The following is a 24,199-nucleotide window of genomic DNA, read 5'->3' as shown; positions in this document are numbered from 1 at the left end:
GGACTTTGAACCAGCCTCAGGCTTCTCTTTCCCACCGTGCCCGTGTTCTCGGGCGCTGGTCGCTGTTTGCCACCCTGCTGGCATCTGTGGTGATCATGTTGGGCGCGTGGACACGACTGGTGGATGCCGGTCTCGGCTGTCCGGACTGGCCCGGCTGTTACGGCTTCCTGTCCGTGCCCCAGAGTGCGGAAAGCATTGCCATTGCCAACGCCCGCTTCCCGGACACACCGGTGGAAGTGGAAAAGGGCTGGCCGGAAATGATTCACCGTTATGCCGCCGGTATTCTTGGCCTGGTGGTGTTCGGGCTGGCGGCTTACGCCGTTCGTCATCGCCGCGAGGATCTGCCGGTCAAACTGCCCGTGTTCATTGCCGGGTTCATCGTGCTTCAGGGCGCGTTTGGCATGTGGACGGTCACCCTGAAGCTCTGGCCACAGGTGGTTGCGCTCCATCTGTTGGGTGGCTTCACCACCATCAGCATGCTCACCCTGTTGACTCTGCGCCTGCGTGGCCGGCAGAAGGACACCCCTGAACCGGACCGGGGCCGCCGCCCCGCCGGCCGCTTCCGGCCGTGGCTGTTCGGCGGCCTGGCGCTGGTGGTGATGCAAATTGCGCTCGGTGCATGGACCGCCGCCAACTACGCTGCGGTCGCGTGCCCGGAGTTGCCCACCTGCCAAGGTGAGTGGTGGCCCGCGGACATGGATTTCCAACACGGTTTCGATGTTGCCCAGCATGTGGGCCCCAACTATCTGGGTGGCCAGCTGACCGCCGATGGCCGGGTTGCCATTCACGTTACTCACCGGGTCGGTGCGGTGCTGGTCCTTGGCTATTTCACTGTGCTGCTGGCGCTGATGTGGCGTCGCTTCCGCGGCAGTCCCCTGGGGTGGCACGTGCAGTTGGTGGCCATCGTTCTGGTCGCACAGATTGCTTTGGGGCTTGCTAACGTGGCCTTCCATATACCACTCTCTATTGCGGTGGCTCACAACGCCATGGGCGCCGGTTTGCTGCTGACAGTGATCAACCTGCTGTGGCGACTGAGAGAACAACCGCAAACCCATGCGGTAAACCGCCAGAACACAACAACAATCAACCGAGAGGTGACGGCATGAGCGAGCATGCGGAAACACTGCCGGCCCAGAGCGCTGCCAGTAATACAGATACCACCATTTCATGGCGGGACTTCCTGGAACTGACCAAGCCACGCGTTGTGGCCCTGATGATCCTGACCTCGGTGATTGGCATGCTGCTGGCGGCGCCCGGCGTCCCCGGTTGGCAGGTGCTGCTGTACGGTAACCTGGGCATCGCCTTGCTCGCCGGGGCGGCGGCGGTGGTGAACCACGTGGTTGACCAGAAAATTGACACAGTGATGGCCCGCACCCGCAAACGACCGGTGGCCACCGGCAAGATCAGCCCGCTGGACGCTATGGTGTTCGCCACCTTGCTGGCGGCGTCCGGCATGGCCGTGCTGGTGTGGCAGGTCAATGCGCTGACGGCCTGGCTTACGCTGGCATCGCTGGTTGGATACGCCGGCGTCTATACCCTCTTTCTCAAGCGTGCGACACCGCAGAACATTGTTATCGGCGGCCTCGCCGGTGCCATGCCGCCCCTGCTGGGCTGGACCGCGGTAACCGGTCAGGTGGATGGCCATGCCCTGTTGCTGGTACTCATCATCTTCGCCTGGACGCCGCCCCATTTCTGGGCGCTGGCAATTCATCGCAAAGAGGAATACGCCAAGGCCGGCATTCCCATGCTGCCGGTGACCCACGGCAACAAGTACACCGAGCTGCACATTGTTCTGTACACCTTCATGCTGCTGGCCGTGAGCGTGCTGCCGTTCGTCACCGGCATGTCCGGGGGCATTTACCTGGTGGGTGCACTGGCTCTGGGGCTGCGTTTCCTGCAGTACTCCATCCGCCTGCTGAGAGGCGATGACCGCCGGGTGGCGCTCAATACTTTCAAGTACTCGATTACTTACCTGATGGCCCTGTTTGTGGTGCTGCTGGTAGACCACTTCGTGTTCTTCTGACCCAACGACCGAGAGAGATTGCATGAACGGCTCGATTCGCCTGACCCTGATTATTCTGCTGCTGGTCGTGATGCTGGTATTCGGGCTGGTGGTCGGGCGGCAGGTATTCAGTGTTGGCGAACAGGAACCTGTGCCGGCGCCGGAACTGACCGAATTGAACACTTACGTGTACGATATCGGGCGCCCGCTGCCGGAGTTCGAGCTGCTGAACGAACAGGGCGATACCGTCACCCGCGAAAACCTCAAAGGGCGCTGGACCTTCGCCTTTATCGGCTACACCAATTGCCCGGACATCTGCCCGGCGGCCATGGCCAACCTGCGGCAAACGGATAACCTGCTGTCGGAGGAACTGCCCCAGCCGGACTATCTGCTGATCACCGCCGATCCGGACTACGACACGCCCGAACAGCTCCGCAATTACACGGATTTTTTCGGCGAGAACTTCCACGGCCTGACCGGTGATATCGACACCCTGCGCGAGGTGGCCAAAAGCCTGAATGCGGTGTTCGTTCACCGCCAGGTGGACGGCGAGCTGCTGGTGGACCACAGCGGCCATTTCGCGTTGCTGAATCCGGACGGTGACATGATCGCGGTGCTCCAGCCGCCCCATGATCCAGAAGCCCTGGCGGAAGCGTTCGAGCGCATCTACGAGTGGTCGAAAGCCAGTCACCCGCGGGCGGGCTGAACCGCCCCCGCCCAAGGTCGCGCTGACATCATCCTGCCATTGGCTTAAACTGCGCCCCTGTTTTCTTCAGGGTTGCCCGTTATGACCACGTTGCCGCAGACTGCCCCACCTCCCCGCGAACTCTTCTCCGTGCTTGCTGCCGGGGCGATGGTGTTGCTGGTGGTGCACGGCCTCGGCCGGTTCGTTTATACCCCGCTGTTACCCCATTTGGTGGATGATGGTCAGTTTGGCGCCGGTGAGGGCGCAGCGGTCGCCACCTGGAACTACCTGGGTTACCTGATGGGGGCACTGCTGGCCATCCGCTGGCATCGTGTCGACCAGATACGCACCCTGTTGCCGGTGTCGCTGGCGGTGCACGTTGCCACCACCCTGATCCTGACCCAGACCGATCACCTCACCGTCATATCCGCCACCCGTTGGCTGAACGGCGTCGCCAACGGCATCGTGTTTGTGCAGGCGCCGGCCCTGATTCTGGAGTGGCTGGTTCTGCGTAACCGGGCAGCCATGAGCGGGCTGGTGTACATCGGCGTAGGTCTGGGGCTGTTGCTCTCCAGCGGTGTGGTGACCGGCAGCAATGACTGGCTTCAAGGAGCCGGGCGGTGGTGGCCGGTGGCCCTCCTGTCCGTGCCTTTGGCGTGGTGGGGCGCTGCGCGCCTGATGGCACTGGAGCTGCCGGTGCGCCAGGGCGCCGCCAGCGGCAAGCCGGTCAAAACCACCACGCCGTTGCTGGATCGCGCCAGTATCCCGCTGTTTCTGTCCTACGCTGGCGCCGGCCTCGGATACATCCTGCCCATGACCTTTTTGCCGCTGCTGGCGAAATTACAGCTGCCACCCGGGCACTGGCTACTGAACGGCACCTGGCTCATTGTTGCTCTGGTGACCATTCCCGCGCCCTGGCTCTGGAACCGGCTGGGCGCCAGACTGGGCGACCTGCCGGCGCTGAAGCTGAACTTCATCATCCAACTGGCCGGTGTGCTGGCGGCGGTGGTGCTGCCCAGCGAGATCGGCCTGATTCTGTGCGCCGCCCTGGTGGGGAGCACTTTCCTCGGCACTGTGCTGCTGACCCAGCGCATTGGTCGCGCCCTGCATCCCCATCAGGGGCCCCGTTTGTCGGCAGCCATGGTGGCGCTGTATGGCTTCACCCAGATGGTGGGCCCATGGCTGACCAAGCAGTGGCTGGATGCGGGGGGTACGCTGGTCAGCGCATTCGGGATCGGAGTGGCGGCGTTGGCGTTCGGGCTGGTGTTCGTGTTTTTTGTGCCTGCTTCGGAATAGGTCGGATCAGGCAAAACCGTAATCCGACAAACAGCTCAAACTCCAAAAACCGTTTCTCTCAGACAAACCCAAGTTCAACCATGGTAAGTTGACGCGACAACCGGAATACCCTCCCCAACCAACGCAGTCCTGACCAAACAAAAAACATGCTCCCCATCAACAACATCCTTCCAAAGCTCACCGCCACTCTGGCCGAAACCACCACGGTGCTGCTCCAGGCTCCCCCCGGGGCCGGTAAAACCACCCGTGTGCCACTGGCCCTGCTGGATGCCCCCTGGCGCGGTGATCGCAAGATCCTGATGCTGGAGCCGAGGCGCCTGGCGGCGCGGTCGGCAGCCCGCTTCATGGCCGGTCAGCTGCGAGAAAAACCCGGGCAGACCGTGGGCTATCGCACCCGGTTGGACACCAGGGTATCGGCGCAGACCCGCATTGAAGTGGTGACCGAGGGCATTCTGACGCGGCTGATCCAGAGCGATCCGATGCTTGAAGACTACGCCGCGGTGATCTTTGACGAGTTCCACGAGCGCTCCCTGCAGGCGGATCTCGGCCTTGCCCTGGTGCGGGAATCCCAGCAGGCGTTGCGGGAGGATCTGCGGGTGCTGGTGATGTCCGCGACGCTGGATACCGCCCCCATTGCAAACATTCTTGGTGATGTGCCGGTGCTCAGCAGTGCGGGACGGGCGTTCCCGGTCGAGGTGCTGTACCGGCCGCTGCCCCGCCAGGGCCGGGTGGTGGATCAGGTGGTTGCGGTGGTTCACGAGGCGCTGCAGGAGCAGTCCGGTTCTTTGCTGGTGTTCCTGCCGGGTGCCGGGGAGATCCGCCGGGTGGAGCAACAGCTGCGGAATCGGTTGCCGCCTGAGGTAGTGATCGCCCCGTTGTACGGCAACCTGAAGTCTGCGGAGCAGGACCGCGCCATTACACCGGCGACCGGTGGCCAACGCAAAGTGGTGCTGGCCACCGCCATTGCCGAAACCAGTCTGACCATTGAAGGTGTGCGGGTGGTGATCGACAGCGGCCAGCAGCGCCGTGCCGTGTTTGATGCCAACAGCGGCATGACCCGGTTGGTGACCGGCCGGGTGTCGAAAGCCTCAGCGGAGCAGCGCAAAGGTCGGGCAGGCCGGATCGAGCCCGGCGTGTGTTACCGGTTGTGGCGGGAATCGGAGCAGTTCGGGCTGGCGGATTACACCGCTCCGGAGATTCTCGAGGCGGATCTCGCACCGCTGGTGCTTGAGCTGGCCCAGTGGGGAGCCCGTGACGCCACCGGCGTGGCCTGGATCGATGAACCCCCGCGGGCTCACTGGCAGCAGGCGGTGGCCCTGTTGCAGTGGCTGGACATGCTGGATGCGGACGGGGCCATCACCGATCATGGCAAAGCCGCCCGCGAACTGGGCATTCACCCCCGCCTCGCCCACATGGTGTTGCGCGGGCGATCCCTCGGGTGCGGGGTGCTGGCCGCCGAACTCGCCGCCTTGCTGGGTGAGCGCGACCTGCTGGGCCCCGGTTCCGGCGCCGATATGCACGAGCGCATTCGCGTGCTCCACGGCGAGCGCGGCCACCGTTCAATCGATCCGGCCCGTCTGCAGGCGGTGGGCCAGGCGGCGCGGCGTCTGGCTGGTCAATCGAGCGGCGGCCCGCAAACGCCAACAGAAACCGAAATCGGCCGGCTACTGGCGCTGGCTTACCCTGATCGCATCGCCCGCAGGCGCTCCGGCGATGCGCCGCGCTATCAGCTCAGCAACGGGAAAGGCGCGGCCTTGCGTGACGGGGATCCACTGGCACGGCACGACTGGCTGGTCGCGGCCGAGCTGGATGGCAAGGCGCGGGAGGCGACCATCTACCTGGCGGACCCGGTGGATCTGGCGGATCTGGAACAGGATCTGGCCAGCCACATCCGCGACACGGAAGAGGCTCACTGGGATGACGCCCGCGGCACCGTGGTAGCCCGCAAGGTCCGAAAACTGGGCGAGCTGGTGCTGCAGGAAAGAGCGCTGGCCCAGGTGGCTCCCGAACTGGTCCAGCGGGGCCTGTTGAACGCCATCCGCAAGAAAGGACTGGAGAGTCTGCCCTGGACCGAGAGCAGCCGCCAGTGGTGCGCCCGCGTGCAACTGCTGGCGCACACCTGCCCGGAAGACGGCTGGCCCGACACCTCTGAACCAGCGTTACTGGCCAGCCTGGAGCAATGGCTCGGACCGTTCATGGCGGGAATGGGGCGCTGGTCGGACCTGCGCCGGATGGAGCTGATGTCTGCCCTCAACAGTCTGCTGGATTACCCGCAACAGCAACAGCTTCAGACCCTGGCACCGGTCGCACTTGCTATCCCGACCGGACAGTCGGTACGCCTGGATTACACCGCCGACAACGGCCCGGTACTGGCCGCCAAGCTCCAGGCCCTGTTCGGCTGGACCGAGACCCCGAGAGTGGCCGGCGGACGGGTACCGGTGGTGATCCACCTGCTGTCACCAGCACAGCGACCACTGGCCGTCACCGCCGATCTGGCCAGCTTCTGGCGTAACATCTATCCGGAGGTTCGCAAAGATACCCGCGGCCGCTACCCCAAACATCCCTGGCCGGAGGACCCTCTGACTGCCGTGGCGCAGCAGGGCACCAAGAAGCGTCCGGCTCGGTGATTTTTCGGGGTTTCTGTTTTGGGACTGCGGGTTGGGGGGTGATGGGGGTAGAGGGGGCCTACCCCGCTCTCCCAACTCACCCAGTCCTACCCAAAGCCAGACCCAAAAAACAACTTGCCAACCACCAGCCGCTGTATAAAATGCGCTCAATTCCACCCTGAGTGCCGCTGCATCATGCACCTTGTTTCCTTCGATATCTTCCGGACGCTGGGCTTCCCAAACACCACCGTCCTCAAACCCGATCAATTCCTTCGCCACAAAGAACTGCTGCGTGACGCAGACTGGGTTCTGTTTCCGGAATACTGGCAGCTGAATGCCCTGGTTCATGGCCTGAAGTGTCGGGTATTTCCGAGTGTTGCCAGCTACCGCATTGGCCACGACAAGGTAGAGATGACACGGGCGTTCCAGACGGTCGCACCGGAGCACACCCCCTGGACGGTGATCGAGGCGAACGGTCCGCAGGAGCGTGAACTGATCTGGAACACCATGACCCACCCGTTCGTGGCCAAGTTGCCGAAGGCCAGTATGGGCGAGGGAGTCTGGCTGATCGAAACCCGGGATGACTGGCGTCGTTACTGCGAGGATACGCCGGTGCTGTATGCCCAGGAGTATCTGCCCATCGATCGGGATGTGCGGGTTGTGGTCGTCGGTGATCAGGTGGTCACCGCCTATTGGCGCACCCAGGCGGATCAGGGTTTTTACAACAACGTGGCCCGGGGCGGGCGTATTGATACCAGTCCGGTGCCGCTGGTAGCGACGGAGCTGGCGTTAAGGTTGGCACGGGAGCTGGGCGTGGATCACGCCGGCTTTGATATTGCGCTCGTTGGCGGCTACCCCTACGTACTGGAATTCAACCGCCTGTTCGGCAATCAGGGGCTGGGCCAGGGCAGTGAGCTCAAGGAGGCGATACTGGGGTATCTGGGCCGGCAGTGGGAACCGGAAGATCCGGACGGCCCCACCGAGCCGGAGCCACTCTGGCCCGTTGCGGTCTAGGCTTGCCCTTTCTTCCACAGCGAAACCGGTCTATGGTTTCAGGTGTTTACCGCATTCCAAACGGAGGAAAGAGAATGGGCACAGCAAAAATCATGGGCGTGGTGTTGTTAGTGGTCGGCGTACTGCTGCTGTTTTTCGGATGGCAGTCGTCTGAGTCGGTCGGCGATCAGATCTCCGAGACGCTCACCGGCCGCTTCACCGATGAAACCATGTGGTACCTCATCGGTGGCGCTGCGGCGGTGGTGGCGGGTGCCTTTCTGGCGCTGGTAAAGCGCTGAGGATCGCGTCAGGCTCTTTTGGCCGTCGCAGAACTGGCACCCTTGACGTCGTCGTCGGCGACGGCGTTCAGTGTGCGGATGGAGGTTGCCAGGTCGCCAACCCGCTGGGTGGTTTCGGCCACCAGACGGTTGATCTCATCCGCCGACTGGCTGGTTCTCTTCGCCAGTTGCCGCACCTCGTCGGCCACCACAGCGAAGCCCCTGCCCGCCTCCCCCGCTCGGGCTGCCTCAATCGCGGCATTCAGCGCGAGAAGATTGGTTTGCCCGGAAATCTCGTTGATCACGCTGACAATTTTCGAGATCTCGTTGGAAGAGCTCAGCACCAGTGACATTTCACGATCGGTCACCTTGACCGCTTCCATCTTCGAGTTGATGTCGATGCCGTAGGTGACGATGTAGCGCACGTTGCCAGTGAAATCCGCAATCGGGCAGACGGTGGAATCAAACCAGTGCTCCGCGCCTCCGGCATTGCGGATACTGAAGCTCTGCTGGACCTGCTCACCGTTCAGAACCCGGTCGAAAACCTCTTTCCCGAGGATTTCCCGCAGGTTGCCGACGCGTTTGACCAGATCATTTTCGCTGGCATCCCCCAGGTGCGACACCAGATAGTGGTTGGCCCGCACCAGTCTGCCCTCGAGGTCCCACTCACCCACCCCGTTGCTCTCACTGATCGCTTCGAAGCGGCGGGTGAACTCCAGGGATTGCTCTTTGGTCTGGGTGACGTTGGCCTGTATCGAAATATAGTGGGTCAGCTTGCCGCTCTCGTTGAACACCGGGTTGATCGCCAGTGACACCCAGTAGGGTTTCTGATCGCGGTCGTAGTTCAGAATTTCGTCGTAGAAGGGCTCGTTATTGCGGATTTTGGTGCGGATTTTCTCGACGGTTGCTTCATCGGTATGAGGACCCTGCAGCAGGTCGCCGGGACTTTTGCCCTGCACTTCGTCCAGATGGTAGCCGGTCAGCTGTGTGAAGCCGTGGTTGACGTACACAATGTGCCGGTTCGGATCGGTGATGATGACGGCGTTGTCGGTCTCATTGGCCACCATTGACAGCATCTGAAACTCGGCTCGGCGCGTCACCTCCTCGGTCACGTCTTTCAGGAACGCGGTGTAGAGAATGCGGTCGTCCAGACGGATCTTGGAAAGTGACAGCGAGGCCCAGCGTTTCTCGCCATTTCTGCGGAATACGGGTACCTCCCGGGTGGTGCCGACGATCTTGTCCACGCCCGTGCGGCGATTGGCGTTCACCAGATCGTCGTGCCGGGCCTGAATGTCATGGGGTACCAGCATTTTCACGTTCTGGCCGATCATTTCCGTGCGATCGTAGCCCCAGAGTTCTTCAGCCGCCGCGTTGGCAAAGGTGATGTTGTTGTCTTCATCAATGGTCACCACGGCGTCAAGTGCCTGTTCCAGTGTCTGATTGATGATCTCGCGGTTTGAACGCTCGGCTGAAATGTCGCGCACGAACGCGGTGTAGGTAATCGAGCGGCCCTGAACAACCTTGCTCAGCGCCAGGTTCGCCCACAACGTTGTGCCATCCTTGCGGGTCATCAGCACATCGCGACTGGTGCCGACGATAATGTCTTTGCCGGTTTCCCGGTTCTTCCCGATATAGCTGTCGTGTTCGCCCTGAATATCGCGGGGTACCAGCATTTTCACATTTTGGCCGAGCACCTCGCTGCGCTGGTAGCCCCAGAGCTTTTCGGCGGCGGCGTTGAAGAAGGTGATGCAGTTTTTTTCATCGATACTGACGACTGCGTCAAGCGCTTGTTCCAGGACTTGTTTACGATCATTTTTCGCAAAAAACATAGATTGCCGCCGTCATGATGGGGTGTAAGTTTTAAATTAAAGGAGGTTTGCAGGTATTTCACAACTTCTTTTGTAGCTTTCTGCGACAGGATGTGTCGAAAGCCGGCGGCTTCGTTACGGTCGACACCAAAAACTCAATCGTGCCGGTGCCGATTTATGGGTAGATATGCGCATATCGGGGCCTATAAAAAAGCCCGATGATCGCGCCAATCCGGGGTACTTCAGTCAGGCTGAGGCGCCCCTTTTTTTATGCTGGTTTGCCCTCTGGAGGGAAACGCCATCCATGATCGAGTCTGCCAACGTTCATCTCGCTGATTATTACGATGCCGATACCTTTGCCCGTATCAAGGCCTTTGCGGACACCAAGGAAACGCCGTTCGTGGTGATCGATACGGCCACCATTGATCGCCAATACGACCAGCTGGTGGAAGGTTTCCCGTACGCCAATGTGTACTACGCGGTGAAAGCCAACCCTGCGCCGCAGGTGTTGACCATGCTGCGTGACAAGGGCGCCAGTTTCGACATCGCATCCGTGTATGAGCTGGACAAGGTCATGGGTCTGGGTGTTTCCGCTGACCGCATCAGCTATGGCAACACCATCAAGAAGGCGCGGGACGTTCGCACCTTTTACGAGAAGGGTGTGCGCATGTTCGCCACCGACTCCGAAGCAGACCTGCGTAACATTTCCAAGGCGGCCCCGGGGTCGAAGATCTACGTGCGTATTCTCACCGAGGGCACGTTGACCGCGGACTGGCCACTGTCTCGCAAGTTTGGTTGTCAGACCGACATGGCCATGGATCTGCTGATTCTGGCCCGTGATCTGGGTCTGGTGCCTTACGGTGTGTCTTTCCACGTGGGTTCCCAGCAGCGTGAAATCGGCGCCTGGGATGCCGCGTTGAGCAAGGTCAAGGTCATCTTCGAGCGCCTGAAGGAAGAGGACGGCATCGAACTGAAGATGATCAACATGGGCGGTGGCTTTCCGGCCAACTACATTACCCGTACCAACGAGTTGAAGGTGTATGCGGAAGAGATCCGACGCTTCCTCCACGAGGACTTCGGCGATGACCTGCCGGAGATCATCATTGAGCCGGGCCGTTCGCTGATTTCCAACGCTGGCATACTGGTGAGTGAGGTGGTGCTGATTTCCCGCAAGTCCCGCACCGCGCTGCACCGCTGGGTGTTTACTGATGTGGGCAAGTTCGGCGGGCTGATCGAAACCCTCGACGAAGCCATCAAGTTTCCGATCTGGACCGAGAAAGTCGGTGAGGGCGAGGACTGCGTGATAGCCGGGCCGACCTGTGACAGTGCCGACATCATGTACGAGCACCACAAGTACCCGTTGCCGCTGAACCTGGCCATCGGTGACCGCATGTACTGGTTGTCTACCGGTGCCTACACCACCACCTACAGCGCGGTGGAGTTCAACGGCTTCCCTCCGTTGAAGGACTACTATCTGTAACGTCTGACGGAGGCTGCCCGGCCTCCGCTTCAGGTTCCGGACTGTTGTCCGGGATCGGCTCCGGACGTGGGTCTGCTGGCGGATAGAGCAAGGCCAGCGGATTCTCCCTCACCACCTGAAACCAGGCCCGGATCAGTTTCGGGAAACTGGATATCCGCGTCCCCCTCGCCCGCAGCGCGACGTTGAGTGCCAGGGTGAAGCTCACCACCAGATTCACGCCCCCGATGAGCAACGCAAACCCGGTGAACATCGCAAACACTTCTACGCTCGGTATGAACACCGACATGGCATAGCCTACGTCGGCCGACGAAAATGCGACATGGCGAATATCGATGGGCAGGCCTGACAGATAGCCGATGTAACCGGTCACCCCCAGCAACACCCCGAAGACAAAATTGCTGATCAGCGCGCCGTAGTGCTCGTCCACGTAGCTGGCGAATTTTTCCCGCAGGGACAGCGGCATTAATCGCCGCAACAGCGGATGCTGCCGCAAGCGGCCGGCCAGATTCAGATAGGCGGCGCGGTTGTCGAAATACCCCGCCACCAGCCCGGAAACGAACAGCCATACCCCGGCAATGGCGGCATACACCAGTGCCAGGCTCTGCCACGGGTGAATGCCGGCAAGCATATAATCGTAGCGATTGGTACTGATCAGCGGCACACCCTCCAGGCGGGTGTAGCACCAGCCGATAGCGAAGGCCACCGTCAGCGCGACGGCGACATTACCGAGGATGGCCACAAACTGGGTGCGCCCCACCCGCACCAGCAGCTCGGCGAGTTTACGGGCATTGGCGCGGCCGTGCTCGCCCTGTTCCACCTTCTCGGCAATGCTGGCGGCGGTCATGGCAGGCTGCTTGGTGGCGACGGTGCAGTGGAGCATGTGAATCAGCATGAAGCCCAGTCCGTAGTTGAGGCTGACCCAGAGGGTCTCGATACCCTTGCCCAGCCCAAGCTGAAGAATCTGGATCTTGATCAGGGCCATGAACGCAATGATCAGACCGCCCCCGGCGCCGGACGCCAGCATCGCCTGATATTCACGACGGCTGCCGGCAATGTAGTGTTCACCGTGATCGCTGGCGTTTTCTGCGACACTGCGGGACATCAGCCTGAGGTTGTCCCGCCACAGGGTACGGACCCCGTGGCGCTCTGCGCTGGCCTGCACCAGGGTCTTGAACAACTCGATGGATCGGCGGGTGCGCTTGTCTTTGTCGGCGGGGTCGAGTATGTCCAGCAGGTGTTCTATGCGGGTCAGGGTCTGGCTCAGTCGTTCCAGCAGGTGGGTGAGCCCCATGGTGGAACCGGCGGTCACCGAGCGTCGCTGCAGGCGCGCGATCTCGTCCCGGCATTGCTCAATCAGCACCAGCGCGTGGTCGTGATCAAGATGGATCTCTGTGTCGTCCTGCAAACCGCGAACGTAGGACTGAACAAACGCCGCGAGTTCCCGTTGCAGGGCCACAAAAGCGGACTCGCGATCCACCACCCGGGGGTTGAGTCGCACGATGTTGGGCTCCAGCTCTTCCGCGGCGACCCAGATCGACAGCATCTCGATGGCATTGAGAATCTGCGTGCACACCCGTATGCGGGTGCGCTCCAGTGCCGGCGGTGAGAAGTGCCACAGGGTACCCAGCAGCTTCAGCAACGCCTCATCGGGCACTTCGTGGATCCAGGCTTCGTCACCTTTGCGATTGAACACCAGAAACAGCACATCCTTGACGTTATTTCGGTCGGCCGGGGCCGGATTCACCCGCTCGTACAGGCGCTCACTGATCTCCTTGAAAAAACCGCGGCGGGAGTAAAGCCCGAGGCCAGACAGCAACTGGAAGAACTGGGCATTGTCGAGCCAGTTCTGCAGTCGTGACGAGACCGCCAGGTGGACGTCGAGGCTCTCCGTCAACGCGGCTTCCAGCTGTTCCATGCGGGTCAGGGTGCTGTTGATGGTTTCCCGTGGGCGGGGGCGCACCCAGTCAATCACCAGCGACAGGGTTTTCAGTGCGCTGGTGTCTTCATCGGCCAGTTGGTTGATCAGGGCTGCCAGTGACACGGCGACGTCCTTGCGGTTGGATGGGTGAGGGAATCGGTTCAATCATACGCCGGGGTCTGGTGTTCCGGTTGTCGGTGGTGAGGCTTTTCGGGTCAGATCCAGGGTAAAAATCAGCGGCAGCACCAGAATACTGTACACCACCATGGTCACAACGGCGTGGCTGACGTTTCCGGTCCAGTCGGCAATCAGGCCACCGGCCATCGGCACCGCGAACGCCAGGGTATAACCCACCAGGAAATTGCCGGCAGACAGCTGACCGGTTTGCTCCGAGCTGACCAGCAGGGGTGGCAATGCCACCAGCAGAATCAGCAGGATACCCGCTACGAAACTCATCAGGGTGGCGCTGGCAATGGCCCACCAGCCGGGCAGCAGCAGCGTGCCGGTGGTGCCGGCGATGCTGATCACCGCCATGATCAGAATCAGGCTTCGGCGGCCAACCCAGGCGCGCGCCATCTTCAGCATCACCAGCGAAGCGGCCACCTGGGCCAGGTTGAACCAGAACAGCGATTCCGCCAGCCGGTCACCCTGCCCCCGCTGCTCCAGCAGGGCGCCCATGTAGGCATTGAGACCGAAGAACATGGAGCCGGACAGCCCCAGTAACAGCCCCACTTTCAGGGTCAACGGGTTCTTCCAGTCCGGTAGCCAGGCCACCTTGCGTACCGGTCGGGCGCGATCCCGTCTGGGCAGGAACAGCAACGCGGCCACCACCAGCGCGGGCAACGACCAGGCGATCAGGGTGGCGCGCCAGCTGTTGTCCAGTAATGGCATCAGAACGGGCAGGGTAATGCCGGCGCCAATAAACTCGCCCATCAGCATGCCGTTCATGTAAATGGCGGAGCCCACGGCCAGGTGATGGGGTTCGAGCCAGCGCGGTAACAAGGCTGGCAAGGCGGGCTGCATCATCGCAACGCCGAGCCCCATCACGGCACTGGCGAGCATCAGGGTGGTGGCGTCGGGAACCAGGCCACGGCCGGCGGAACCGATCACCATGATCACCATGGCCAGCGCGAGGGTATTGCGGGGACCCAGGCGGGAAATGGCCAGGGAACCGGGCATGGCGCCGACAGCCAGCATCAGGATCGGCAGAGTCGTGAGGGCGCCCGTCAGCGCCTGTGACAGTGCCAGTTCGTTACCGATGAACGGGGCCAGCGGGGGCGCGACCAGCACGGGTATGCGTAGGTAGACTCCGGCAAGCCAAAGCAGTACCGCCACCGGCAGCAGGCTGGCTGGCGGTGGCGGTAGGGTTGCGGCCTGGCGTTCAGCCACAGGGCCGCGAATCAGTCTTCGCTGGTGTCGGGCAGATAGGCGCCATCTTCGTCATGCACTTCGCGACCCGTCACCGGCGGGTTGAAGGAGCAGATCAGGCGCATGTCCTCGGTGCCGCCGCGCAGGGTGTGCTGGTCATGCTTGTCGAGCGCGTACAGCGTGCCGTCGGAAATCTCGTGGGTTTCGCCGGTGGCTTTGTCCGTGATACTACCGTTGCCGGCAACGCAATACACCGCTTCCAGGTGATGCTTGTACCAGAGATTGAGTTCAGCGCCGGCAGGGATAATGGTTTCGTGGAAAGAGAAACCCATGCCATCTTTTTTCAGCAGCATGCGGCGGCTGGTCCAGCCGGGGCCGGTGACTTCGCGTTCGGTACCGATGATGTCTTGCACTCGTACGATTTTCATCCGCATTCCTCATTGGGTGATGGAATAGCTTTACAGTATAAACATCTCCGTTACATCCGATTCAACCGCCAATCGTCGTAGATGGTCATCGCCTGCTCGATCGCCGCGATGAAATCCGCCCGCAGCCGGTCGTCCGGCGCACGCTGTTTGCGGCGCCGTTCGAAGACTCGTTGTATGTCCTGCCGGCTCTTGCGGTCCAGGGTTTCCAGCCAGTGGCTGTCGGACGGTTCCAGGTCCAGCGGATCGCGGCCGGCGTGATTGCGGTGGCTGATATGCCACCAGTGGTCCACCGCGCGCCCGAGCACCACGTAGCCGAACTGGCTGTCCTGCACCGGGCCGAAGCTGGCGGTCTTCAGGCCGTTTTGCAGCGCGCCGATGTTCAGCGCCGGCAGTGCCAGGCGGTCGCCGTAGAAATAACTGCCCGCCGCGCCAATCAGGCCGCCTACCAGCGCGCCCGCGCCCAACGAGTGGCCCAGGGTCAGCGCATCAATGCCGGCGCCGCCAGCGGCACCGGCACCGAAGCCGGCGGTGGCCAGGTAGCGTTTGTTGACGGCCCACACCTTGCGGCTGTCTTCGCTGAACAGGTCATGCTCGTTGTGCCATTCCAGCTCCGCTTCCTGGCGCTGGATCCGGTTGTGCTGATAGAGATGCTCGACGGACACCCGCAGGGTTTGTTCCCGCTGCCGCTGCCGCTGGTACCAGCGCCGCCGTAACCCGTCTGCCAGGTTCTCGTCGCTGGTGCCGGCCACCTGGTTGAGGGTCAGGGTGCGTTTCTCCTGGAAGCTCATCAGGTCTTCCAGTGCCCGCGCGATCAGCGCTGCAGCCTGGCGTTTGCGCTGATCGCGCTGCTGGGCCAGAAACCGGGTGGCCTGCTCCAGCGGCCGCTCCCAGGCCGGTTCCAGCTGGCCAAAGGCCCGTAACAGGCCGAGATGTTGGTCGAACGGTGCACGAACGGCATTGAACTTGCGCACAACCTGGAAGAACTGGCCCAGCGCTGCCTGCCAGGTGTCACTGTAGTCGTCAGGCCCGATGCTGTTGATCAGCGCCAGGCTCGGACGACCGGTCCAGCGCAGGATGGTCATTTCCGCTTCATGCTCGGCGCTGTAGGGTACCGAGCCGTCCACCACATAGATAATACCGGCACCCTTGATCAGCGGTGCCAGCAATTCGCACTCGTCGTTGAAGCGGGGATTGTCCCGGTGCTGGGTGACAAAGGCGGCCACGGTTTCCGCCCGGTCCGAGGCCGACACGCTGTGGGCCTCCAGCCAGGCCAGCACCCGGCGCGGCCGCTGGAAACCGGGTGTGTCCACCAGGGTGTAGAGCGTTTGTCCATCCACCGTCAGCGGGTAGTTCTGGCGCTGTCGCGTGGTGCCGGGCTCGAGCGCAATGGCAATGGCGTCGTTCTGTGACAGGGTGGCCACCACGCTGGATTTGCCCTTGTTGGGGTGGCCAACCACCGCAAAGACCGGGGCGTTATCCATGGTTCTGGTCTTCCCGGCCGTAGGGGTTGCGTTGTGTCAGTTGCGGCTGGCTGATACCGACAAACCCGTGACCCAGCCGTTCGGCAAACCGCAGCCATTGCTGTATCTGATGCGCGGGTGGCTCGCCCACACCGGAGGCGGCCAGGGGCACAATGGCCACGTGGCTGGCGGCCGGCCAGTGCTCCTGCGCCTGCTGAAGAAAATCCTGGAGTTCACCGGTGGGTGGCTCCCAGCTGCGGGTGACCAGAATCACCGCGGGTCGTGAAATTTGCTGCAGATGCGTCGCCACCGTTGCCAACGCGTGGGCGTCGTCACTGAGCGAGGCGCGACCGCCGGCCCTGAGCACCAGCGTATCCGGGCCCCGGAGGGCGTCTGGCAACTCCGGCTCGCCGGCACCGGCCCAGCAAATCACGGTGTCACTTTCTGGCAACGGCCGGAGTTGATTGTCGGTGGCAGTATCCGGCTGGTGTTCGGCATCGTTGTGGGCGTTGCCGGTTTCCAGTGTCGGTGTTTCCATGCGGTACCGCAGGGCAGTCTGCCCCGGGTGCTGGCGCAACAGCCGGCGCGCGCGCTGAAGGAGTTGGAGCTGGGTGATGGCGACCAGGGCCAGGCGCAGCAGAATCGCATAATACAGCCAGACCATCGCAACGAAAGGCCACCAGGCGCCGAGCGTTGCGGGATTGACCTCTCCCGCTCCGCCGCTGGCGCGAAAAAAGCGGGTGGCCTCAACCAGGGCCGCATCCGGGAATGCCGCTGGCCAAAGCCCCTGCCATGGCGCGGCGATGGTCTGCACCAGCGCAAGAAAACCCGCGTTTTCAGTGTTCAGTGTGGTACTCCAGCCAAACGCCAGATCTTGCAGAACGACCATTACCAGCAGCGTGAACAGTCCGCTGACGCCGAAAGCGAGGCCGCCGCAATGGGCAGCACGGGCCATCAACTGGGGTTGAAGTTTACGCAGGGCACCAGACGGTTGGGCGTGGCGTGAATCTGACAATCGCCTCAGCAGCGGGCGCCAGGGTTGCCAGCCGGCCAGGGACTGGACGCTGGTGAGCACGGCCAGCAGGCCCTGCAGCAGCACGAATCCCAGAATGACGGTGATATTGATGCGCTGACCACCGTCGTAGAACAGCAGGCCGAGCATGGCAAGAAGCCCCATCACCGCGCCGACACCCATGAAACCCAGGGTGATGCGCCGCCAGCGCCGTACAAGCTGGTTGCCCACCGTCGGGCCGCCCGCGTCATTGAACCGATCCAGATAAGCCAGCCATTGGCGGGGACCGGGTTCGAGGCCGTCCTGGTGGCAGGTCAGGGCAAATTTGCGATCACGACGGTGCAGGAACGCCGGCGGCTGGTCCTGATCCCGGCGTACCCTGGCGTCAAAGTCCATTAACAGGCGGATGGGGCTTTCGGTCATTCAACATCCCGGTGGCAAGTTCGGTCGATTGTCCCTGTGAATGCTAGGATATAGGGATTCCCGCTGCCGATACCAGACATACCATGCCCCATCACCTGATGAATCTTCGCCATGTACCCGATGACGAAGCCGATGAAATCCGCGAGTTGTTCGAAACCCACGGTGTGCGCTATTACGAGACGCCGCCCAGTCGCTGGGGTATCAGCATGGGCGGGTTCTGGGTGCACGATAACGACGAGGCCAGCCGCGCCCGGGCGTTGCTGACGGAGTATCAGCAACGCCGGCTGGCACGGCAGCGGCAGGAGTACGAGCAGCGTCTGGCCGAGGGCAGAACCGGCGGCTTCTGGTTCCGGCTGCGGGAAAAGCCGGTCACAACGCTGGCGGCCTGCCTGGCCATTGTGGTTATTGCGGCGTTGAGCCTGCTGCCGTTTGTGCGGATTGGCTAGTCATTGCCCTGGCGGAATGTCGTAACAGGAAATCGGTGGCGCGGTCCACGGCGTTCCCGGAGGTCAGAAAGCTGGTGAGGTGGCCCCGCAGGTGCATCTCATAAAACTCGTTTTCAATACCGTGGTTGTCCAGCTCGTCTCTCAGCCAGCGCGCCTGTTTGGCGGGCACCAGCATGTCCATGGCGCCGTGAAACAGGAAGAAAGGGGGCGCGTTGTCGGTCACATGGGTAATGGGTGACGCCTGGTTGTAGACCTCCGGCATGTCCGGTTGCTCGCCGCCCAGGAACTGGCGGATCAGTTTGCCGGAGCCAAAAGCCCGCAGATCGGCGGGAATGCCGCCTGCCACGACCGCGATCGGTCGCGTGTCCGGCCCGCCGTGAGGCGCGTTGAGTTCGCTGTCGGAACTGGCCACCAAAGCCATCAGCGCCACCAGATGCGCGCCGGATGAAAAGCCAAAGGCGCTGATGCGGCCAGTGTCCAGGTTGTACTGGCCAGCCTGGTCGTGGAGCCAGTGCATGGCCAGCTGCAGATCATGAAGTTGCGCTGGGAAGGTGTGTTCCGGTGCGAAGCGGTAATCAATGTTCAGTACGGCAAAGCCGCGGCTGGCGAGATCTTCGGCGATGCCGCTCATGTCTTCCCGGGAGCGTCGCTCCCAGCCACCGCCGTGCACCAGAAGCACCGTCGGGTTGCCACCGGCCCGGGTTTGCGAGGGTCGATAAAGATCCGCGTTCAGCTTTTCCGGCCAGTGGTCTGGTGTGTAGGTCAGGTTTCTGGTCACATCATAACCGGTGTCCGGCCAGGCCGGTGCGGCTTTATCCGGCGCGCCATGGTGAGAGGCACACCCGGACAGTCCAACGAGAGCCATCAGGATCATCAACGGGGTTTTCGGGAACATCCTTATCAAGGCATCGATCCTCGGCAGCAGTGGTTAACGTGTATCTGTACGTGAAAACGGGTGCGGCGGATGCCTGTTTGCTGCGGAAACGGTGGAAGTGTCCCGGATTCAGGACAATCGCTGCAGGGTTTTGTACCATGCAGGATACTCTCGATTGCGGTAACCGGACCATGAAGCAGCTCTTCAGTCACAACAACAAGAATAGTTTGACCCTGGATCTGATCGAGGCCCTGTTCCCGATGTTCGAGGAGGCCAGCGCCGGCGCCATTGCGGTGGATCGTGACTGCCGGATTACCTGGATCAACGCCAGTTATGCCGGCCTGCTGGGCCTCGATGAGCCGCCGGCGGTCATCGGCCGCTACGTGCGGGATGTGATTCCGCACACCCGCATGCCCGAGGTGGTGGAGACCGGCAAGCCGCTGCTGCTGGATATCATGGAGCACCAGCAACAGCAGCTGGTGGTGACCCGCCTGCCGTTTTTTGACGATGCCGGTGAAATTCTCGGTGCGGTGGCGTTTGTGCTGTATGACGATCTGCAACCGCTGACGCCCCTGGTCAGCAAATACCGACGCCTGCACCAGGATCTCGCTGCCGCGCGCAAGGCACTGGCCAAAAAAGTCCGGGGTACCCGCTACAGCCTGGGAGACTTCGTCGGCGCCAGTGCGGCGGCGCTGGAGGTCAAGCGCCGTGCCCGCCTGGCCGCCGGTCGTGACATGCCGGTGCTGCTGTTGGGTGAAACCGGCACCGGCAAGGAGGTATTGGCACAGGCCATTCACACCGTGTCGGCGCGGGCCGACAGGCCCTTTGTGGGGGTGAATGTGGCGGCCATTCCCGACAATCTGCTGGAAGCCGAATTCTTTGGCGTGGCCCCCGGTGCCTACACCGGCGCAGACCGCCGCAGCCGTGAGGGCAAGTTCCAGCTCGCCAATGGCGGCACGCTGTTCCTGGATGAAGTGGGTGATATGCCGTTGCCGTTGCAGGCCAAACTGCTACGGGCTTTGCAGGAAGGTGAGATCGAGCCACTCGGCTCCAACAAGGTGATAGCCGTGGATGTCCGGGTCATTGCTGCGACCAGTCGCAATCTGGAAGCGATGATGGCCGAGGGCAGCTTTCGTTCCGATCTGTATTACCGGCTCAACGTGCTGGAGATCCCGATTCCGCCCCTGCGGGAGCGGCTGGCGGATCTGGGTGTGCTGTGTGAGGCGCTGTTGGAGGATATCTGCAATGGCGTGGACATCCGCGGCGAGATCACCGACGCCGCGGTTTCTGCGCTGGGCAGCTATGACTGGCCGGGTAATATCCGCGAGCTCAGGAATGTGCTGGAGCGTGCGCTGACCATGGGCGAGGAAAGCGGCCTGCTGGACGCGGACGCCATCTTCAAGGTGCTGCCACGCACCGGATCCCGCCCCCAACCCGGCCTGTCGTCACGGCCAGTGCGGCCACTGGCCCGGGTCATGGCCGAGGCCGAGGGCCAGGCGATCGAATCCGCGCTGGTGGCGTCCCGGGGCAATCGTACCCGCGCCGCGAAGCTGCTGGGCATTTCCCGTTCGGTGTTGTACGAAAAGCTCTCCAGAATGTCCTGAATTCCGGACACCTGTTCCGGGATCAGGACAATCACCTACGACCTAGGTCTTACTGTGTCCGGAATTCCGAACGGTTCGGTCATCATCCGGACTTGCATGACTCTCCTAATATGCTGATTTTACGTATTTTTCTCCGGCTGGCATGACGCCTGCTAATTCCCCTGTGCAGGACGTCAGAACAACGCAGTTAACAAGACTGGCGCTCAACGTTGGACCCACAATTTGTCTGTCTGTCTGTCTGTCTGTCTCGTTTTCTGCGATGTCTGACTACACTCAGACCAGGACCTTCAGTCCCGAACTGGCGGCCGGAAAAAACAACAATGTTAGGAGACATGCCAATGACACTCTTCAAGGCGCTCGCCGGAATCACCGGTGCGATTGCCCTGTCCACCGGATCGGCATTCGCGGATGACCTTCGCTGGAAAATGCCCGTTGCCTTTGCCACCAATCTTCCCGGCCTGGGTTCGCCTGCCGCCTGGGTTGCAGACAATCTCACCACCGCCTCTGATGGCAGCATTCAGGTTCGTGTGTATGAGCCCGGCAAGCTGGTGCCACCGTTCGACATTCTTCAGGCCGTATCGGACGGCAAGGTAGAGGCAGGCTACACCTGGATCGGTTACGACCAGGGCAAGGTGCCGGCCATTCCCCTGTTCGCCGCCGTCCCTTTCGGTATGAAGCCCTGGGCCTACACTGCCTGGTATTACTACGGTGGCGGCCACGACATGCTGCAGGAAGTCTACGCCAACAAGGGTTTTGATGTGCATGCGCAGCTGTGCGGTATTATCGGACCGGAGACCGCGGGCTGGTATGCCGAGCCCATCAAGACACTGGAAGACTATAAAGGCCTGAAAATTCGCTTTGCGGGCCTGGGTGGCAAGGTGCTGGAAAAGCTGGGCGCCTCGGTCACCATGATGCCCGGCGGTGAGCTTTACTAGGCACTGGAAAAAGGCACCATCGATGCCACCGAATTCTCCATGCCCGCCATCGACCAGATCCTTGGCTTCAACCAGGTGGTCAAGTACAACCTGTTCCCGGGTTGGCACCAGCAGTTCACCGCCCAGTACATGCTGATCAACAAGGATCAGTGGGACAAGACCACCGACGCACAGAAAGCGCTGGTTGAGGCCTCCTGTACGGCGGCAACAACGCTTGGTCTGGCCGAGGGCGAATACAAGAACGGCAAGGTCCTGGCCGAGTTCCAGGAAAAAGGCGTTCAGGCGGATCAGATCCCCCGTGACGTTCTCAAAGAGCTGCAAGCGGTTACCGAGGAAGTGCTGAAAGAAGAAGCGTCCAGGGATGCCGATTTCAAGCGTGTCTACGAAAGTCAGAACGAGTTCCTGGAAACCTACGAGGTCTGGGATACCCGCGCCTACGTGCCTTCGGACCTGTAAGGTCGGGGCCGCGCCCGAGACACCGGATCGGGTCCGGTGCTCTCTGATCAAGTCTGGATGGCCCTTCGGGGCCATCCTTGTTTCATCATCGGCTTTCTGAGCGAGGAACGGGTTTATGACGGTGTCTGGTAACGACTCACCGCAGCCGGCGCGGCCATCCATGTCCGCCACCGACGAATTCCTTCACCATCACACGGAGCTGCCAACCACCCGGCTCAGCCAGGGCATGGACCGGATGATTGCGGCCATCGGCAAGAGTGCTTCCTGGCTCTGGCTGGTGGTGACCGGTGTGATTATCTATGCCGTGGTTGGCCGCTATGCCTTTGGTCTGGGCTCGGTGACGCTGGAGGAAGTGCAGTGGCATCTGGCGGGTGCCGGCTGGCTGCTGGGACTGGCCTACACGCTGGTGGTGGACGACCACGTCAGGGTGGATGTGATTCATGAGCGTCTGTCTCTCAGAGGCCAGGGCTGGGTGGAACTGTTGGGGCTGTTGTTCCTGCTGTTGCCGTTTCTGGGGCTGGCGATCTACGAGATGGTGCCTTACGCCTACAGCTCCTGGCAGCAGGGCGAAACCAGCCAGGCACCGGCGGGGCTGCCCTACCGCTGGATCCTCAAGGCCGTGCTGGCTGTGGCGTTCATGCTTCTTGCGCTGGGAGCGCTGTCTCGCCTGCTGAAAGTGACTGCCCTGCTTTTTGGCTTTCCGAAGCCGATCCGGACCGGGTCCGGGCATAATAAGAACGAGGATGTGTCCTGATGGAGTTAGAAACCCTGTTTGTGATCGGCATGTTCCTGACTTTCGGGGCACTGCTGATGACCGGTTATCCGGTGGCCTGGGTGTTGGGTGGAACGGCCGTTATCTGGACCCTGGTTGGTGTGGTCGCGGTTGAAAACTTCGGTGCCAATCTCTGGTTTGATTACCCGTCCTCCATGGGGCTCGTACCCGAGCGCATTTGGGACGTGGTAAATAGTGAAACCCTGGTTGCCCTGCCGATGTTCATTTTCATGGGCATCATGCTCGATCAGTCCGGCGTGGCCGAGCGACTGATGAACAGCATGGTCAAGCTGTTCGGGGCGGTACGCGGTGGTTACGCCGTCACGGTGGTGGTGATCGGTGTCTTGCTGGCGGCCACCACCGGCATCATCGGCGCCTCCGTGGTGCTGCTGGGCATGCTGTCGCTGCCGGTAATGATGGAGCACAAGTACGACAAGGGCTTTGCCGTGGGCACGGCGTGCGCCACCGGCACTCTGGGCATCCTGATCCCGCCGTCCATCATGCTGGTGCTGATGGCCGACCGGCTGGCGGTGCCCGAAGCGTCCGTAGGTGATCTGTTTATGGGGGCGTTTCTGCCCGGCCTGCTGCTGGGTGCCATGTATGTAGCCTATGTGATGATCCGCCCGCTGTTTCAGCCCCACATTGCGCCGGTGCCTGAGGGCACTCAGAAAGTGTCCTGGCGCATTGTCTGGGAAGTGGCCAAGGCCGTAGTGCCCACCGCGGCGCTGATTCTGGGGGTGTTAGGGTCGATTTTTGCCGGTGTGGCGACACCCACGGAGGCCTCCGGCGTGGGCGCGCTGGGTGCCCTGCTGCTGGCGCTTATGTCCGGTCGCCTGAGCCTGAAAGTGCTCAACTCCTCGATGCAGCAGACCACTCGCACCGCTGCGTTCATTTTTGCCATCTTTCTGGGCGCTACGGCGTTCTCGGTGGTGCTGCGGGGTCTGGGTGGTGACCAGGTGATCGAGAATGCTTTGCTGGGGTTGCCGTTCGGACCTTACGGTGTGGTACTGACCATTCTGTTTGCGGTGTTCCTGCTGGGCTTCTTCCTGGACTGGGTGGAAATCACGCTGATCATACTGCCGCTGGTGGCTCCGGTGGTGCAGGCCCTCGGATTCGACCTGGTGTGGTTCACCATCCTGTTTGCCATGTGCCTGCAGACTTCATTCCTGACCCCTCCGGTGGGCTTTGCCCTGTTTTACATCAAGGGTGTGGCGCCGCCGGAAATCGACGTGATGGACATCTACAGGGGGGTCGTTCCTTTCATCATCATCCAGTTGGTTGCCCTGGCCATTGTTTTCCTGGTGCCCGAGATTGCGACCTGGCTGCCCAGCGTGGCTTACGACTAAGGAGAGTAC

19 protein-coding genes and 1 pseudogene are annotated in these 24,199 nt (G+C 61.8%); 13 read left to right on the top strand and 7 right to left on the bottom strand.

Annotation, left to right across the window (positions count from 1 at the left end; genetic code table 11):
* Window positions 1-5: 5 nt before the first annotated feature.
* The 7 genes from MLC70_RS03920 to MLC70_RS03890 all read left to right on the top strand — a co-directional run bounded on the left by MLC70_RS03920 (window position 6) and on the right by MLC70_RS03890 (window position 7,881).
* Entirely contained in the window at window positions 6-1,106 is a 1,101-nt protein-coding gene (locus MLC70_RS03920) for a COX15/CtaA family protein (RefSeq protein ID WP_282448293.1), read from the top strand.
* Entirely contained in the window at window positions 1,103-2,023 is a 921-nt protein-coding gene (gene cyoE / locus MLC70_RS03915) for a heme o synthase (protein ID WP_248181770.1), read from the top strand. The genes MLC70_RS03920 and cyoE overlap by 4 nt, the downstream gene beginning before the upstream one ends.
* A gap of 22 nt (window positions 2,024-2,045) precedes the next feature.
* The gene (locus tag MLC70_RS03910) at window positions 2,046-2,708 is read left to right on the top strand and encodes an SCO family protein (RefSeq protein ID WP_248181769.1); all 663 of its coding nucleotides are present in this window, start codon (window positions 2,046-2,048) and stop codon (window positions 2,706-2,708) included.
* A gap of 81 nt (window positions 2,709-2,789) precedes the next feature.
* Complete coding sequence (locus MLC70_RS03905; RefSeq protein WP_248181768.1) at window positions 2,790-3,983, top strand: YbfB/YjiJ family MFS transporter; 1,194 nt, start codon at window positions 2,790-2,792, stop codon at window positions 3,981-3,983.
* 146 nt (window positions 3,984-4,129) lie between these two features.
* Window positions 4,130-6,610 carry an ATP-dependent helicase HrpB gene (gene hrpB, locus MLC70_RS03900; protein WP_248181767.1) on the top strand — a complete coding sequence of 827 codons (2,481 nt, stop codon included), beginning with the start codon at window positions 4,130-4,132 and terminating at the stop codon, window positions 6,608-6,610.
* 174 nt (window positions 6,611-6,784) lie between these two features.
* Window positions 6,785-7,603: an ATP-grasp domain-containing protein gene (locus MLC70_RS03895; protein ID WP_248181766.1), complete on the top strand. Its 819-nt coding sequence runs from the start codon at window positions 6,785-6,787 to the stop codon at window positions 7,601-7,603.
* A 74-nt stretch (window positions 7,604-7,677) separates the two neighbouring features.
* Window positions 7,678-7,881, top strand: coding sequence for a DUF3185 family protein (locus MLC70_RS03890; protein WP_248181765.1), 204 nt, complete (start codon window positions 7,678-7,680; stop codon window positions 7,879-7,881).
* 8 nt (window positions 7,882-7,889) lie between these two features.
* On the opposite strand, the gene MLC70_RS03885 is transcribed toward MLC70_RS03890, so the two are convergent.
* Window positions 7,890-9,689 carry a PAS domain S-box protein gene (locus tag MLC70_RS03885; protein WP_248181764.1) on the bottom strand — a complete coding sequence of 600 codons (1,800 nt, stop codon included), beginning with the start codon at window positions 9,687-9,689 and terminating at the stop codon, window positions 7,890-7,892.
* Window positions 9,690-9,972: 283 nt separating this feature from the next.
* Here MLC70_RS03885 and MLC70_RS03880 point away from each other — a divergent pair, with 283 nt between their 5' ends.
* Complete coding sequence (locus tag MLC70_RS03880) at window positions 9,973-11,148, top strand: type III PLP-dependent enzyme (RefSeq protein ID WP_248181763.1); 1,176 nt, start codon at window positions 9,973-9,975, stop codon at window positions 11,146-11,148.
* On the opposite strand, the gene MLC70_RS03875 is transcribed toward MLC70_RS03880, so the two are convergent.
* The 5 genes from MLC70_RS03875 to MLC70_RS03855 are packed head-to-tail and all read right to left on the bottom strand — an operon-like array spanning window position 11,111 to window position 17,757.
* On the bottom strand, window positions 11,111-13,189 hold the full coding sequence (locus MLC70_RS03875) for a site-specific recombinase (protein ID WP_248181762.1): 2,079 nt from the start codon (window positions 13,187-13,189) through the stop codon (window positions 11,111-11,113). The genes MLC70_RS03880 and MLC70_RS03875 overlap by 38 nt on opposite strands.
* 42 nt (window positions 13,190-13,231) lie before the next feature.
* Window positions 13,232-14,455 (bottom strand): MFS transporter, encoded by a 1,224-nt coding sequence (locus MLC70_RS03870; protein ID WP_248181761.1) that lies wholly within the window; start codon window positions 14,453-14,455, stop codon window positions 13,232-13,234.
* Between the two features lie 11 nt (window positions 14,456-14,466).
* Entirely contained in the window at window positions 14,467-14,862 is a 396-nt protein-coding gene (locus tag MLC70_RS03865) for an ectoine synthase (protein ID WP_248181760.1), read from the bottom strand.
* A 50-nt stretch (window positions 14,863-14,912) separates the two neighbouring features.
* Entirely contained in the window at window positions 14,913-16,343 is a 1,431-nt protein-coding gene (locus MLC70_RS03860; RefSeq protein WP_248181759.1) for a GTPase/DUF3482 domain-containing protein, read from the bottom strand.
* Complete coding sequence (locus MLC70_RS03855; protein WP_248181758.1) at window positions 16,336-17,757, bottom strand: DUF2868 domain-containing protein; 1,422 nt, start codon at window positions 17,755-17,757, stop codon at window positions 16,336-16,338. The genes MLC70_RS03860 and MLC70_RS03855 overlap by 8 nt, the downstream gene beginning before the upstream one ends.
* 83 nt (window positions 17,758-17,840) lie before the next feature.
* Between MLC70_RS03855 and MLC70_RS03850 the strand changes: the two genes are divergently transcribed.
* Window positions 17,841-18,203 carry a DUF6164 family protein gene (locus tag MLC70_RS03850; protein WP_248181757.1) on the top strand — a complete coding sequence of 121 codons (363 nt, stop codon included), beginning with the start codon at window positions 17,841-17,843 and terminating at the stop codon, window positions 18,201-18,203.
* On the opposite strand, the gene MLC70_RS03845 is transcribed toward MLC70_RS03850, so the two are convergent.
* Window positions 18,160-19,098: an alpha/beta hydrolase gene (locus tag MLC70_RS03845; RefSeq protein ID WP_248181981.1), complete on the bottom strand. Its 939-nt coding sequence runs from the start codon at window positions 19,096-19,098 to the stop codon at window positions 18,160-18,162. The two genes, MLC70_RS03850 and MLC70_RS03845, sit on opposite strands and share 44 nt — an antisense overlap.
* A gap of 137 nt (window positions 19,099-19,235) precedes the next feature.
* Here MLC70_RS03845 and MLC70_RS03840 point away from each other — a divergent pair, with 137 nt between their 5' ends.
* The 4 genes and pseudogenes from MLC70_RS03840 to MLC70_RS03825 all read left to right on the top strand — a co-directional run bounded on the left by MLC70_RS03840 (window position 19,236) and on the right by MLC70_RS03825 (window position 24,190).
* Window positions 19,236-20,681: a sigma-54 interaction domain-containing protein gene (locus tag MLC70_RS03840; RefSeq protein ID WP_427902087.1), complete on the top strand. Its 1,446-nt coding sequence runs from the start codon at window positions 19,236-19,238 to the stop codon at window positions 20,679-20,681.
* Window positions 20,682-21,019: 338 nt separating this feature from the next.
* Window positions 21,020-22,072 (top strand): annotated as a pseudogene (locus tag MLC70_RS03835) (TRAP transporter substrate-binding protein).
* A gap of 115 nt (window positions 22,073-22,187) precedes the next feature.
* Window positions 22,188-22,826 (top strand): TRAP transporter small permease subunit, encoded by a 639-nt coding sequence (locus tag MLC70_RS03830; protein WP_248181756.1) that lies wholly within the window; start codon window positions 22,188-22,190, stop codon window positions 22,824-22,826.
* Window positions 22,826-24,190, top strand: a complete 1,365-nt coding sequence (locus MLC70_RS03825; protein ID WP_248181755.1) for a TRAP transporter large permease — start codon at window positions 22,826-22,828, stop codon at window positions 24,188-24,190. The genes MLC70_RS03830 and MLC70_RS03825 overlap by 1 nt, the downstream gene beginning before the upstream one ends.
* The last annotated feature ends 9 nt before the right edge of the window (window positions 24,191-24,199 follow it).

The sequence above is a fragment of the Marinobacter goseongensis genome (genome assembly GCF_023156235.1).
In the GTDB taxonomy this organism is placed as follows: Bacteria; Pseudomonadota; Gammaproteobacteria; order Pseudomonadales; family Oleiphilaceae; genus Marinobacter; species Marinobacter goseongensis.
Note: the sequence above shows the minus strand (reverse complement) of the source record. Positions and strands in the feature narration are given on the sequence as shown.

Excerpts from the sequence above, each read along its gene's own strand:
- hrpB (WP_248181767.1), top strand. The coding sequence starts at position 4,130 with ATGCTCCCCATCAACAACATCCTTCCAAAGCTCACCGCCACTCTGGCC.
- MLC70_RS03865 (WP_248181760.1), bottom strand. The coding sequence starts at position 14,862 with ATGAAAATCGTACGAGTGCAAGACATCATCGGTACCGAACGCGAAGTC.
- MLC70_RS03855 (WP_248181758.1), bottom strand. The coding sequence starts at position 17,757 with ATGACCGAAAGCCCCATCCGCCTGTTAATGGACTTTGACGCCAGGGTA.
- MLC70_RS03895 (WP_248181766.1), top strand. The coding sequence starts at position 6,785 with ATGCACCTTGTTTCCTTCGATATCTTCCGGACGCTGGGCTTCCCAAAC.
- MLC70_RS03825 (WP_248181755.1), top strand. The coding sequence starts at position 22,826 with ATGGAGTTAGAAACCCTGTTTGTGATCGGCATGTTCCTGACTTTCGGG.
- cyoE (WP_248181770.1), top strand. The coding sequence starts at position 1,103 with ATGAGCGAGCATGCGGAAACACTGCCGGCCCAGAGCGCTGCCAGTAAT.
- MLC70_RS03905 (WP_248181768.1), top strand. The coding sequence starts at position 2,790 with ATGACCACGTTGCCGCAGACTGCCCCACCTCCCCGCGAACTCTTCTCC.
- MLC70_RS03890 (WP_248181765.1), top strand. The coding sequence starts at position 7,678 with ATGGGCACAGCAAAAATCATGGGCGTGGTGTTGTTAGTGGTCGGCGTA.
- MLC70_RS03910 (WP_248181769.1), top strand. The coding sequence starts at position 2,046 with ATGAACGGCTCGATTCGCCTGACCCTGATTATTCTGCTGCTGGTCGTG.
- MLC70_RS03885 (WP_248181764.1), bottom strand. The coding sequence starts at position 9,689 with ATGTTTTTTGCGAAAAATGATCGTAAACAAGTCCTGGAACAAGCGCTT.
- MLC70_RS03880 (WP_248181763.1), top strand. The coding sequence starts at position 9,973 with ATGATCGAGTCTGCCAACGTTCATCTCGCTGATTATTACGATGCCGAT.
- MLC70_RS03850 (WP_248181757.1), top strand. The coding sequence starts at position 17,841 with ATGCCCCATCACCTGATGAATCTTCGCCATGTACCCGATGACGAAGCC.
- MLC70_RS03860 (WP_248181759.1), bottom strand. The coding sequence starts at position 16,343 with ATGGATAACGCCCCGGTCTTTGCGGTGGTTGGCCACCCCAACAAGGGC.
- MLC70_RS03840 (WP_427902087.1), top strand. The coding sequence starts at position 19,236 with ATGCAGGATACTCTCGATTGCGGTAACCGGACCATGAAGCAGCTCTTC.
- MLC70_RS03845 (WP_248181981.1), bottom strand. The coding sequence starts at position 19,098 with ATGTTCCCGAAAACCCCGTTGATGATCCTGATGGCTCTCGTTGGACTG.
- MLC70_RS03830 (WP_248181756.1), top strand. The coding sequence starts at position 22,188 with ATGACGGTGTCTGGTAACGACTCACCGCAGCCGGCGCGGCCATCCATG.